Here is a 13,685-nt window from a genome sequence, read left to right as displayed (position 1 = left end):
TTGCGATAAGATGCCTATAAAAACGATGCAAGAGGTATTATCAAAGTAAGCTTAATGATACTAAACCCCGTTTATTTTTTCACTTAATGATGATATGAATTGCGCATTACGTTACCAACCTTTAACTTAATAAACTACCTTCTTCATTAAGTTGTAACTGTTTTGAAATATCATGGTTGAGTGATTTAAATAAATCAATTTCATTTGTCAGTTCTTTACCGAACGAAGGAATCATTTCTTTAATTTTAGGTTCCCATGTTGTAAATTCATGTTTAAATGATTGCTGTAAAATATTTAGCATAACTGCAACTGCCGTTGAAGCGCCTGGTGATGCCCCTAGTAAAGCAGCTAGTGTGCCATCTTTAGATGTGATGACCTCTGTACCAAATTGTAACGTTCCTTTGCCTTTTTCTTTAGTATCTTTAATGACTTGAACACGTTGACCCGCTACAACTACTTCCCATTCGTCTTCTTTTGCATTAGGAATAAATTCTCTGAGTTCTTCTACACGCTCAGAATGACTTAACATGAGCTGCTCGATAAGGTATTTAGTCAAGCCCATTTCTTTTGCACCAGCAGCAAGCATCGTCGTTAAATTGTATGGTTTGACGGATTTAATTAAATCGAAGTATGAGCCTGTCTTCAAGAATTTAGGTGAAAATCCTGCAAAAGGTCCAAATAATAATGCACGTTCTCCATCAATATAGCGCGTGTCTAAATGTGGTACAGACATTGGAGGTGCACCCACTTTTGCTTTACCGTATACTTTTGCTTGATGTTGTTGCACAACATCCGGATTATTACATACAAGGAATAGCCCACTTACTGGGAAGCCACCAATATGTTTTGACTCTGGAATATGCGTCTTTTGTAACAGAGGTAAACTTGCCCCACCTGCACCAATAAAAACAAACTTAGATTCAACAGTAAATGTTTTCTTTTCTTTTAAGTCTTTAATTTGGATACGCCAAGACCCATCTTTATTTTGTTTTAACGTTTGTACCTCGTGTTCGTAATAAATAGCGCCACCTTGATCTTCTAATCGTGTCATTAACTGATTTGTTAACGCACCGAAATTAACGTCAGTGCCTGATTCATCACGTGTTGCTGCGACTATCTCTGAATCTGGACGTCCTTCCATCATGAGCGGCACCCATTTTTTCAAAGTGTCTTTATCTTTTGTAATATCCATACCACTAAACAACACATTTTCTTTAAGGGCTTTAACACGGGCCTCTAAAAATGCGACATTTTTTTCCCCTGTAACAAAACTCATATGTGGTACAGTACGAATAAATGCCCCTGGATTTGTTAATTTTTTTGTTTTAACTAAATAAGACCAAAACTGTTTTGATATTTGAAATTGTTCATTCACTTTAATGGCTTTGTTAATATCCATTGTGCCATCCGGCATTTCGTTTGTGTAATTCAGTTCACATAATGCTGAATGCCCAGTCCCCGCATTGTTCCATACGTTTGAACTTTCCTTACCGCAACGATCTAATCTTTCAAATACATTGATGTCCCACTCTGGTTGTAATTCTTTGAATAATACACCTAATGTAGCGCTCATAATGCCTCCGCCAATCAACACTACATCTGTCTTGTTATGCAAGTTTTCCACAACAATCCAGTCCCCCTTTTTGATTATCATCAAGTATTATTATGACCTATCATTTGTCACGTTTAACACTTAAAAACAGTGTATTTACAAACCATGTCTTTAACAATACGACCATTTTATCACGTGTTACTTATATTATATACCTATAATGCCTAATAAAAAAGACACGCCCTTCATTAAATGTATTTCAACATATTTTAATAACGCTTTATTATCACTAATGAAATTATGCATGATATAATTAACCCAAATAAACAAATTGAGGGATACGTCATGAAGTCTATCACATTTCTAATGCACAATATCTATGCGGTAGGTGGTACGGTTAAAACAATTACGAACTTAGCAAACCAATTGGTACGGCAAGGACATCAAGTTACAATTATATCCATATTTCGTAATAAGACCGATCCTTACTTTCCTCTCGACTCACGCGTGCGTGTGCAATCACTGGTTGACTACCAATTCAAGCTGCGCAATAGTGTGCCTTTAATCGCAAACCGCATACGTAAATTCACCCCGTTTCTAAAACCTAAGCGATTGACCCACCATGAGCCAGGCATCAAGCAATATTCGAGTTATATCGAAAAGAAAATGATTCGTGCGATTCAAAATAATAATAGCGATATTTTAGTAGGGACACGTGCGAGTCACAATATCTTAATCGCACAATATGCGAACAAGAACCAAAAAACCATTGGTATGGAACACATGAATTTAGATGCACACCATGAAGCTTTACGCGAAGAAATAATTAAACAATATCCAAAGTTAGATGCGGTAACTACGCTCACAGAAAAAGATCGGCAACGTTATCAGGCTAATATTGATACCTCAATTTATGTCGTATCGAATATGCTTGATGAGAAGAGATTACAATTGATGAAGGAAAATAAAATTATAGCGGCTGGTCGGTTTGAATATGAAAAAGGGTTTGATTTATTAATTGAAGCTGTCTACCACATTCAAGACGATTTAAGAGATTATGGCTTTACCATAGATATTTATGGTGATGGTAAAGAAAAAGAAGCCCTATCTCAACATATTAGTTACGCACGCTTACAAGATTTAATCTTCTTAAAACCTACGACGAATCAACTTAGTTCTTTTATTGCGATGAGCAAGATTACTGTGGTACCTTCTCGTAATGAAGGATTTGGTATGACCATACTTGAAGCAATGAATCAAGGAAGCATTGTTATTAGTTTTGATGGAAATACAGGCCCTGAGTCGTTAATTACACACGGTCAAAATGGGTTTCTGGTACCTGCAAAGGATACACGTCGTCTAGCCCATCAAATTTTGGAAGTCATTGAAAAGGGACATGCTCGACAAACACAACCAATCATTCATTCTGCTTATCAGACCGTTATGCACTACACGCCTGAACGTATTTATTTACAATTCAAGCAAGTCATTGATGAATTAATGTCATAAAACAACTTACAAATGATGCCATACGTTTTCAAACATTTTATCGCAGTAAAACATATTTAAAAGCCTTCAACATTCATGTTTCCAATGAATATTGAAGGCTTATTATTTGGTGAGAGGTAGTATACCCCCTCTTTAATGAATTAGCTCAAGAAGTAAGATAAGATGAGTGTCCAAATACAGAAGAAGACAAGTAGACCCACACTATATTTTAATGTCATTTTTAATAATACTGATTCTTGACCTACTTCTTTTACTGCTGCTGTTGCAATTGCAATAGATTGTGGTGAAATTAACTTCGCAATTGCACCCCCTGCTGTATTAGCGCCAACGAGTAATGCGCCACTCGTACCTACTTGTGGTGCTACGGATGCTTGAATTGGTGCAAACAATACGTTGTTGTTAACAACCGAACCTGTCATAAACACACCAATCCAACCGAGAATTGGCGATAGGAATGGGAAAATCGTTCCCGTCTTAGCAATGGCTTGACCCATCGCACTTGTTAAACCACCATATGTTGTAAGCTTAGCAATTGCTAAAATAAAGCAAATCGTTAAAATTGGTAACCATAATTCTTTAAATGCTTCTCCTAGCAAACTAAAAGCTTGCTTAAAGTTAACTGTTTTCGATAATAAAATTGTAATAATACCTGCGATTAATAATGCCATACCTGTTTGAGCAATTAAATTGAACGTGAGCATAATCGGTTTGTGTGTCACATCGTTCATCGTACCCGGAATTGGGAATTGCATATTTAAAAATGCTAATGCGCCACCTTCTAAAAATAACCCTTTAAAGAATTTAGAACTCCAGATTAATACTAGAATTGTTAAGATATAAAATGGACTCCAAGCGTAGGCAATCGCTTTAAATGAATGACGCTTTGTCTCTACAATATCTCCTTGACTCAATCTGAAAATATTTTTTGGTTGTACTTTTTTAGAGAATAATGCCAATGCACCCATCGCTGCAAGTGGTGGGATAATATCTACAAGTTCTGGTCCTAAAAATTGGTTGAAGATAATTTGTAAAAGTACGAAAGGAATAACCATTACTAAAATCGCTGGTAATGTTTCTTTAACGCCTTTAAATCCATCAATAATAAATACTAATAAAAACGGTGTAACTAAACTTAATAATGGTAAGCTTAGGTTTAAAGCTTGAGATACACTTAATGCTGTAATGCCACCAGGTAAGTTTAATGTATCCACAACGCCTACTGGGATACCAATCGCACCATACGCACCTGCTGCACCATTAGCTACTAAACACAGCATCGCTGCTTGTAACGGTTTAAACCCAAGTTGTATTAATAACACGGCACAAATGGCAATCGGTACACCAAAACCTGCAACACCTTCTAAAAAGGCATTAAACGCAAAACCAATTAATAACAATTGGAGACGTTGGTCTTCAGAAATTGCCGTAATACTATCTTGAATAATAGAAAATTGACCTGTTGCAGTCGTTAATTTGTATAACCATACCGCCATCATGACGATGAAACCAATTGGTAAAATACCTTGATAAAACCCTTCAGTTATACCGCCTGTTACGATACCTACTGGAAGTTTGAAAATAAATAAAGTTATGACAATTGTAACGCCTAACGTCGTCATTGCCGCATAAATCCCTTTCATTTTAAACAATGTTAAACAGAGTAAAAATAATACGATAGGGATACTTGCAATTAATGCAGATATTGCAAGATTTTGGAATGGATCGTAACTGTGAACTAACATCCTAAATCATCTTCCTTTGTTCTATATTTATATTATCACTTATTTATACATGTGAATTATTTCACAATTAAAATATACCATTGCTTTGTGTACAATTCAATAGGTTGCCGTAATTTTTTTAACACCTTTTACACTAATATTTACCATTCTTTTAAAGTTATAGTTTCATTCAAAAACCATTGTTTTCTATACCATACTTCAATGAATTTTATCTAGACTCATTTTAAAATTATGTATAACCATTGATTGAAAATCCACTCACTGTGATGTCAAAAAAAATTGATGTAGGAATAAGCTGACTTCAAATGATGTTGAAATCAGCTCAATATTTGTCGTTGTACTGTGCTCTATTGACGATACGTTGGATCAACTATTTTAGGTTGACCCATGCGATCAACAGTCACAATCATATACGTTCCAGGTTGTGATTGATTAATGAAACTAAAAATGTAACGATAGTTTCCAGCTTCACCCTGAATTGCATAATCATTATAAGGATTTTGTTGACCGTTCAACTGTGTTACTTCACGTTGTGCAGCATCTAAAGAAGTTTGGAAATTTGGAAGTTGTTTAAGTGCTTGTTGCTGATTAACAGATTGACGTGCAATATTTTGTGCCACTGGGACTACATTTTGTCCGTGATATGGCGCAACGTATGACCCACCTTGTTTCATCGTGCTATTATCATTTTCTTGCACATTGCTTGATGTGTCACCTTGACGCTCATTGTTGTTTGAAGCGTTAGAATTGGAATCTTCACTGGATTGATTTGAATCATCATGAGCTGGAGCTTTGTCTTTTTTAGTTTTTGATGTTTCTTCAGTCGGTTGATCTTTCTTATCGTTAGACGTATGCTTTTCAGTTTTTGATGACTCGTGATTTTTAGATGAATCACCGTCATCATTGCCACATGCAGCAAGAACGAGTGAAAGTATCATAAAACTTGCCATCCACTTTTTCATGATTTGACGCCTCCTTTATTAAACGCTAATAACTACCATCGTTATTATAACATTTTTTTATAGATTTATACGATAAATATTATAATTCAAGTTCCATTGTCCAATCGATATCCACATGATCCCCCATTTTAAACACATGCTCTCCTATTTTTTTCAACCCTTGTTTTTGATAGAACGCGATTGCTGTATCATTCTCTGACCAAACCCCTAACCATAAATAGCGCTTATTTAAATTTTTAGCAAGTTGTGTAACGTAATCAAAGACAAATTGACCGAGCTTTAACCCTTGATATGCATTGTATAAATAAATACGTTGGAGTTCAGCATAATCTGAATTAAATGGTTCCGTTTGAGCAGAACCAATGTTCAATTTGAAATAACCGGCGATTTCATCATCACAAAGTGCAAAATAAAAATGGGATTGTGAATTATGTAATTCATTTGATAGTGTATCAAGTGACATTGCCTCTTCAAAATATTGGTCAAATAACGCTTTATCATAATCTGATGCATATGCTTCTTTAAATGTCTCAATACTCACTTTCCTAAGTAATGCCACATCAGACGTTTGCACTTTACGAATACTAAATTTCATGGTTCATCCCCCCACTTTCTACTTCCCATTACTATATTCCAAACATTTTTATGTTGCAATATCGTTGTCATTCATTATATCTCATGATAAAGTGTGAAAGTAAATTTTTGAGAGGGGTTACTTATGACACATTCATTTAAAGCTTATGTATTGGATGAAAATAAGGGTAATGTTACTGGACAATTTAAGACCTTAACATTAGAAGAATTACCTGAAGGCGACGTAACTGTGAAAGTACATTACTCAAGTTTAAATTATAAAGACATGCTTGCAACACAAGATAATAACAAAATCATTCGACAATATCCGATGATTCCTGGTATCGATTTGGCTGGTGAGGTCATTGAATCTAAGCATCCAACATTTAAAGTAGGCGATGCTGTAATTGCAACGGGTTATGAATTAGGCGTATCACATGCAGGTGGGTTCAGTGAAATCGCACGTGTTAATGGGGATTGGCTTGTGCCCCTTCCTAAAGGATTAACACTAGAAGAGGCAATGATTATCGGGACTGCAGGCTTTACTGCTGCAATATCAATTCAATTATTAGAAGATAATAAAATTACATCTGACGGTGGTCCTGTTTGTGTCCGTGGTGCAACGGGAGGCGTGGGCTCTATGGCGACAATGATGTTACACGCTTTAAAATACAAAGTAACTACAAGTACAGGTCAATTAGATAAAGCGCAGTGGTTAAAAGCATTAGGTGCAAGCGATGTGATAGACCGTTTAGATACTTTAACTGTTAAACCGTTGCAAAAAGGAAAATGGCAAGCGATTATTGATCCTATTGGTGGCGATACTGTTGGTGAATGTTTAAAACACATTCAACCACATGGTGCTGTCGCATTGAGCGGTAATGTGAGTGGGATGACATTTAACAGTACCGTCTTTCCATTTATATTACGTGGTGTAAAATTGTTGGGGGTGGATTCAGTTCAGTTCCCTATGCGTCGCCGACTTTTGTTGTGGCGCCGTTTAGCAACAGATTTAAAACCACATCAGTTACATGAAATAAAAACAGTCGTCCCTTTTGAATCTATTGAGAGCCATATCAAAGCCTTAAAAGATAACCATATTCATGGGAGAATTGTTATTAAAATGATTAAATAATATTGCTGTTTCAACTTAATTAACTTAGCTTTTTATTCCAAAGTTACAAATGTCATAAATTTGATATAAGAAAATAAAAATTATTCTCAAATTATGAAAAATTATAATTTACGAATTATTCCTGAAAGCGTATACTTATATCCATACTTAATCAATGGGAGGTTACCTGATGAATATCAATAAAAAGTTTATTTTCTTTATTGGTGCTTTAGGCGGATTACTGTATGGATATGATATGGGCGTCATCTCTGGTGCATTATTGTATTTACAAAATGATATCCCCCTTACCCCAAAACTACAAGGGATTGTCGTATCTTCAATGTTATTTGGTGCCATTTTTGGTTCAGGGTTTAGCGGACCATTATCTGAAAAGTTAGGCCGTCGTCGTCTTGTTTTTATAATTTCCATCATTTTTATCGTCGGCACACTTGTGTTAGCGTTAGCACCAACCGTTGAAATCGTCGTATTAGGACGTTTCATTATCGGACTTGCTGTCGGTGGTTCTACAGCAATCGTACCTGTATACTTATCTGAGCTTGCACCAACTGATGCTCGTGGTTCATTAAGTTCATTAAACCAATTAATGATTACTATCGGTATACTTTCATCATTCCTTGTTAATTATGCTTTAGCACCTTTTGAGGCATGGCGTTGGATGCTAGGATTAGCAGTTGTACCATCACTTATTTTAATGATTGGTGTGATCTTCATGCCTGAAAGCCCACGTTGGCTATTAGAAAAACGTGGAGAAAAAGCAGCGCGTGATGTCATGAAATTAACATATCCTGAACACGAAATAGATTTAGAAATTGCGAATATGAAAAAGATTAATGCAATCTCTGAAAGTACTTGGGACGTTTTAAAGTCACCTTGGTTACGTACAACAATTATTATTGGCTCCGTTTTCGCGTTATTACAGCAATTAATTGGAATTAACGCAATTATTCACTACGCACCAACGATATTTCATAAAGCAGGACTTGGAGATTCCGCATCTATTTTAAGCACTGTCGGCATCGGTGTGGTGAATGTATTAGTCACGATTGTCGCTATTTTAATCATTGACAAAATTGATCGTAAAAAGCTACTGATGATTGGTAACTTAGGAATGGTCTTTTCACTACTTGCAATGAGCTTATTAATTTGGGCATTAGGCGTTAATGCATCTGTATGGATCATTATTATCTGTTTAGCCTTATTCATTGTATTCTTCGGTATATCTTGGGGACCTGTCTTATGGGTAATGTTGCCTGAGTTATTCCCAATGCGTGCGCGTGGTGCTGCAACAGGAATTGCCGCACTTGTTTTATCAATTGGTAGTTTACTCGTAGCCTACTTTTTCCCTATCATTAGTGATATTTTAAAAGTAGAACAGGTGTTTTTTATCTTTGCAATTATGGGTGTCATTGCTTTCTTCTTTGTGATGATATTCCTACCAGAAACGCGTGGACGTAGTTTAGAACAAATCGAGGCTGATTTGCGCGGACGTTCTGTTAAAGAAAAGCATTAATTTTTACTTTTAGCATCTGACTTACACCACATGTAAGTATCAGATGCTTTTTTCATATTATAATTGATAATGAATATCATTTGTAACATAATAGATGTAAATATAAACGAATTGAGGAATGAAGAATGAAAGATGTCACAATTATTGGGGGCGGCCCTGCCGGACTTTATGCTAGTTTTTATGCTGGATTACGTGGAATGGACGTTCAAATCATTGACGCTCAAGAGAAACTAGGTGGAAAAATGCGCTTATACCCCGAAAAAATAATTTGGGATATTGGGGGTGTGGCACCTAAAACATGTGAAGCCATTACACAAGATATTATTGAACAAGGGCTACATTTCAATCCTGAAGTTATTTTAAAAACAAAAGTCACTGATATAAGAAAAATGGCCGATCATCATTTTGAAGTCGTCACTGAATCTGGGAAAGTTTATACTTCAAAATCTGTCATCATTGCGATTGGTGCTGGGATTATTAAGCCCCAGCGCCTTGAAATTGAACATGCCCATCGATTTGAACTCACGAATTTACACTATGTGGTGCCGCGATATGAGCATTTCAGAGGCAAAAACGTCTTGATTTCTGGAGGAGGCAATACAGCGCTTGATTGGGCAGAAGCACTCGCACCTATCGCACAATCTGTCACATTGGTCTATCGGCGAAACGATGTATCCGGTCATGAAGCAACAATGCAAAATTTGCAATCATTAAATGTGAAATGCTATTCGAATATGATGATTACAGACTTAGAAAGCCCATCAAACGCGTCCCATTTGATTGAGACTGTTACGTTAACGCACTTGTTCACAGAAGAAAAAATAAAAGTACAAGCTGACGAAGTGATTATTAGCCATGGTTTTGATCGCCAACTCGAGTTATTGAACGAGGCTTCACTCAAAATCAATATGTTCGACCACACTTATATTCAAGGGCAAGGGAACTCTAAAACCAATATTGACGGTGTCTTTGCATGTGGCGATATTTTACAACACCCAGCAAAAATACATCTCATCACAAGTGCCTTTAGTGATGCCGGTCATGCAGCGAATAGCGCTAAAAATTATATTAGCCCACAAGACCCAAAAGAAGGTTATGTGTCTAGCCATAACCCTGTTTTCAAACAGGCCAACAAAGCATTTTTACCTAAATAAAGGAGAGGATTAACAATGTCGGTACAGCTTATCCACCACATTCCAATGCCAGAAGATTATTGCGCTTTACGTAAAATATGCGGCCTTAGTGAAAAAAGTCTTGAGGCAGCGGAAATTGGTCTACAACACGCTTGGCATACGGTCACCCTTTATGACGACACTCAACTCATCGGAATGGGACGTGTTATTGGAGATGGTGCCACAGCTTTTCAAATTATCGATATTGCGGTGCATCCCCATTATCAAGGTCACGGTTATGCCAAACAAATTATGCAAGATATTATGCATTATATCGACAACATTAAGCTTCCCGGCACCTATGTTAGCCTCATCGCAGATCATCCAGCAGAACATTTATACGCACAATTTGGCTTTCGCTTGACTGAACCTCTCTCAAGAGGAATGTCTTATCATTATAAATACCATTCTTAAATTTCATCTACTTTCAAAAAAGCGTGGCACATACCTCTTGGATAAGAAGTCTGTGCCACGCTTTCTCATGTTTCATAATTATTTTTTCTTCTTTTTTCGTTTTACGAGAGGTTCGCCGTCACGAGGTTCTGTTAGAATCGCTTGTCTTAATAAAAAGAACAACAAAATAAATCCTGCTGTAATTGTGACATGTCCGATGCCTGCAAAACCAGCAAGGCTTGGTGATATGGTTTGGCGTGAAACTTGCATAAATCCTTTTGTAAACTGCATGCCTACCGTCACAAGTACCCCGATATTATAAATGATGAAAAACCAATTAAACAGATAGTAACTACTGATTTTAAAGAGTTTTTCGATAGGGATTAACATTAAAAACATAAACATCCCTAATGTGAGTAGATGGGTATGCATAACACTCATCTGTGTTTCACCCGTAAAATTATAATGAACTGTAATTTCACGATACGCAAAACCGCTCAGTAAGCCGAGTGTCGTATAAAACATGAATGTGTACAAAATACGTTTCATTTTAGGATTCAACTCCAATCTTATTCACATTCATTATGACGACTCCCCAAAGACGTGTCAATGTCCATTATTTGTCTTTATTTCTAGGTAAATAACGTTTAAATAAGGCTACAAGTGATAAAATTAAGGCTAATATTGAAACGATCCACAGTGCTGGACTAACAGCTTGTGACTGTGCTTTCGTTTCTTCATCATGATGATGTGAATGCCCGCTTCCTTTTTTTACTTCCGTTACGGGAGCTGGATGCTCACTATCTGGATTATCTTCAACCCATTTTACTTGTTTACCATCTTTGTAAGTTTGAATGGCTTTCCATTTAAACTTGCCTTCTTTTTCGGGATTAGCCACAACGATAGGAAAATCGACATATTCATGCTCTCCAATTCCTTTTCCAGTCGCTTCCCATGTCACTTTTTTAATATTGTCTTCTTTGTCCTTTTTAAAAGAGTGTTTAAATCCTGGCACAGGCTCTACCCCTGATAAAGAAAGCCCATCTGGAACTTCTAGTTCAAGTTTCGTCGTTGGCACTGAGCGTTCAACTGGAACACGCACGTTATATTCATCATATGATCCCGGTTCACTTTGGTTTGGATTTAACGTCACATGCGCTTCCGCTTGAGAAAATGTCCCTAATAAAATACTCGCAAAAATAGTACTACCTATCATCTTTAAACTTTTCAATTTGTCCACCTCTTCATTTATAAAATCTCAATTTGACTCATCACAACGCCGACAAGAATTAAAAGTATTCCTAATCCGAGTTCAATATAGAGTAATGGCCCATGTATGGATTTTTTATTTTTCATGACTTTAAACGTTTGGAAGCCTCCAAGTGCCATCATCACAAAAGTCACGATAAGTTTTGTGTACCATAAACCACTATACGTCGAGAAATGGCTTAATAAACGTGGTAAAGACGTTAAATCTAACGTCATAAGTAAACCTGTTAACATAATCGTTGTCACTGCAGTCACGTTGAGTTTAAATAAAATATCTTTCAAAATTAGTACATATGAATGACGATGTCGTGTAAATATGTAAAATACTAAATAGACTAAACTCCCTAACCATAACGCTATTGCAAATAGGTGCAATGAGCGAATAAGAATGGAATATATCGGATACGTTTGCGCCCAAACATGTCCAGAAATCGCCATCGCTATGATGATTAAAATCGGCATCAAATCATACCAAATTTTTTCCATATTCCTTAAAGCGTATAAAATGATGAGTGTCATAAGCGCAACGATTGAAATAATAAATGGAAATTGTTTCCACGTGCCAAAATTAAGCGTCAGAATCTCATTAATCACTTGTTGCGGTAACGTCATTAAATACAAAATTCCTGTGACTAAGGCCACCATAAATAAAATCCACGTCATCGCACGAGATTTGATGGAATAAGTTGGTAATTCTTGTCTTTCCATGAGCCGATTCACAGCATGGAATCCCACAAGTACGAGTAAGAGACTTTGCAAAACAAAACGCATGGCGCCCCACCAAAATATTGTATCCGTTAAAAGCGAAGAGGTCGGCTCAACTGAAGAGGCCGTCTCATGCCCCACTGAAAAGAGGTAGTGTCCTTTCATATCATGCCCATCTTGAGCCACCGTTTCCCACTCCACAAGATAAGTCCCCTCTTGTAATTCCTCTGTAAAAAACGTAATCACCTTGGAAAAGTTTTTTTCATTGGGTTGAATCGCTTTGATTTCTTTTCCTCGATCATTGTACAGCGTTAGATGTGTATAGGTCGTATTGACCGGTTCGCTCATTTCAAGTTTGATTTCTTTTGGTGAAGAAGAGACGACGGCTTTTTCTGACGGCTCTGCATGTTCAAGTGATGCATGCGCGGACGCGACATTGAATTGCCCTCCTATCCCAAAAACGAGCATAAACACAAAAAGCACCCCTTTTATGTACATTTGAATATGCTTCATCTTACCCCCCCTTAAAGTTCACATAAGCACAATTTTATCAAACCCTTTATTGAAAACAACAACTTTTAATAACATTCAAAGAATTGTAAAAAATGGCTCTCTATCAAATCGGAGTGGTAGATTAAATTAAGAAATCATGCAATATTGGAATGTTTAACTCTTTTTTATTGCGGGATAATGCAACCTTGAATATTTATGGCTATTTTAATACTACTTAAATCAGTAAAACTGAGTCGGTAAATTAGACTTTATAACGTTTGTGAATATATATAGCGTATTTGATTGATTCCTAAGCCGAGACTTCTGAGGCATCTAGCCGAAACCGAAAATCCATTTTAAGATTTTGGCTTACTTCAATAAAAACAGTGGCAGTAGCTGACTGGATTGAGCATGCGCTTTTCAAGCTTTCCTCAATGTAAAGGACCACCTATTCACGTATGTTCATAGGTGTACTGAATACGTAACTCATTACATTCGTAACGTCTTCATGCACCGGCAGGCATTACTACGAAATCAAATAGATTTCTGTAATGCTCCCAGAAAAGCGAGGCTTTGTGGAACAATCAAATATATGAAATTATGTATGCACTGGTCCGATTTATTATAGAACCCTAAAAAAGAGACTTGGCCTCACTTTTTGTGAGTCAAGT

Annotated in this window: 12 protein-coding genes; 5 read left to right on the top strand and 7 right to left on the bottom strand. The window is 36.6% G+C overall.

Annotated features, from left to right (window positions below; genetic code table 11):
• Nucleotides 1-121 precede the first annotated feature (121 nt).
• Nucleotides 122-1,624, bottom strand: a complete 1,503-nt coding sequence (gene mqo, locus SHYC_RS02540; protein WP_039644258.1) for a malate dehydrogenase (quinone) — start codon at nt 1,622-1,624, stop codon at nt 122-124.
• Between the two features lie 273 nt (nt 1,625-1,897).
• Here mqo and SHYC_RS02535 point away from each other — a divergent pair, with 273 nt between their 5' ends.
• Nucleotides 1,898-3,061, top strand: coding sequence for a glycosyltransferase family 4 protein (locus SHYC_RS02535; RefSeq protein ID WP_039644256.1), 1,164 nt, complete (start codon nt 1,898-1,900; stop codon nt 3,059-3,061).
• A gap of 140 nt (nt 3,062-3,201) precedes the next feature.
• Here SHYC_RS02535 and SHYC_RS02530 read toward each other — a convergent pair whose 3' ends face one another.
• From SHYC_RS02530 to SHYC_RS02520, 3 genes are all read right to left on the bottom strand, one after another.
• Complete coding sequence (locus SHYC_RS02530) at nt 3,202-4,803, bottom strand: L-lactate permease (RefSeq protein ID WP_039644254.1); 1,602 nt, start codon at nt 4,801-4,803, stop codon at nt 3,202-3,204.
• 347 nt (nt 4,804-5,150) lie between these two features.
• The gene (locus tag SHYC_RS02525; RefSeq protein ID WP_039644252.1) at nt 5,151-5,765 is read right to left on the bottom strand and encodes a hypothetical protein; all 615 of its coding nucleotides are present in this window, start codon (nt 5,763-5,765) and stop codon (nt 5,151-5,153) included.
• A 79-nt stretch (nt 5,766-5,844) separates the two neighbouring features.
• Nucleotides 5,845-6,360, bottom strand: coding sequence for a GNAT family N-acetyltransferase (locus SHYC_RS02520; protein ID WP_039644251.1), 516 nt, complete (start codon nt 6,358-6,360; stop codon nt 5,845-5,847).
• A gap of 123 nt (nt 6,361-6,483) precedes the next feature.
• Between SHYC_RS02520 and SHYC_RS02515 the strand changes: the two genes are divergently transcribed.
• The 4 genes from SHYC_RS02515 (at nt 6,484) to SHYC_RS02500 (ending at nt 10,569) form a co-directional block, all read left to right on the top strand.
• The gene (locus SHYC_RS02515; protein WP_039644249.1) at nt 6,484-7,473 is read left to right on the top strand and encodes an acrylyl-CoA reductase family protein; all 990 of its coding nucleotides are present in this window, start codon (nt 6,484-6,486) and stop codon (nt 7,471-7,473) included.
• A gap of 169 nt (nt 7,474-7,642) precedes the next feature.
• Nucleotides 7,643-8,983 (top strand): glucose transporter GlcP, encoded by a 1,341-nt coding sequence (gene glcP / locus SHYC_RS02510; protein WP_039644247.1) that lies wholly within the window; start codon nt 7,643-7,645, stop codon nt 8,981-8,983.
• A 125-nt stretch (nt 8,984-9,108) separates the two neighbouring features.
• Nucleotides 9,109-10,137, top strand: a complete 1,029-nt coding sequence (locus SHYC_RS02505; protein WP_039644245.1) for an NAD(P)/FAD-dependent oxidoreductase — start codon at nt 9,109-9,111, stop codon at nt 10,135-10,137.
• A 45-nt stretch (nt 10,138-10,182) separates the two neighbouring features.
• Nucleotides 10,183-10,569: a GNAT family N-acetyltransferase gene (locus SHYC_RS02500; RefSeq protein ID WP_407696127.1), complete on the top strand. Its 387-nt coding sequence runs from the start codon at nt 10,183-10,185 to the stop codon at nt 10,567-10,569.
• 78 nt (nt 10,570-10,647) lie between these two features.
• On the opposite strand, the gene SHYC_RS02495 is transcribed toward SHYC_RS02500, so the two are convergent.
• The 3 genes from SHYC_RS02495 to SHYC_RS02485 all read right to left on the bottom strand — a co-directional run bounded on the left by SHYC_RS02495 (nt 10,648) and on the right by SHYC_RS02485 (nt 13,035).
• Nucleotides 10,648-11,097, bottom strand: a complete 450-nt coding sequence (locus tag SHYC_RS02495; RefSeq protein ID WP_039644241.1) for a DUF2871 domain-containing protein — start codon at nt 11,095-11,097, stop codon at nt 10,648-10,650.
• Nucleotides 11,098-11,164: 67 nt separating this feature from the next.
• Nucleotides 11,165-11,764 (bottom strand): YcnI family protein, encoded by a 600-nt coding sequence (locus SHYC_RS02490; RefSeq protein ID WP_039647506.1) that lies wholly within the window; start codon nt 11,762-11,764, stop codon nt 11,165-11,167.
• A gap of 32 nt (nt 11,765-11,796) precedes the next feature.
• A complete protein-coding gene (locus tag SHYC_RS02485; RefSeq protein WP_039644238.1) occupies nt 11,797-13,035 on the bottom strand; it encodes a copper resistance CopC/CopD family protein in 1,239 nt (412 codons plus the stop codon).
• Nucleotides 13,036-13,685 lie beyond the last annotated feature (650 nt).

It is taken from the genome of Staphylococcus hyicus (assembly GCF_000816085.1).
In the GTDB taxonomy this organism is placed as follows: domain Bacteria; phylum Bacillota; class Bacilli; order Staphylococcales; family Staphylococcaceae; genus Staphylococcus; species Staphylococcus hyicus.
This window is presented reverse-complemented; position numbering and strand designations above follow the sequence as displayed.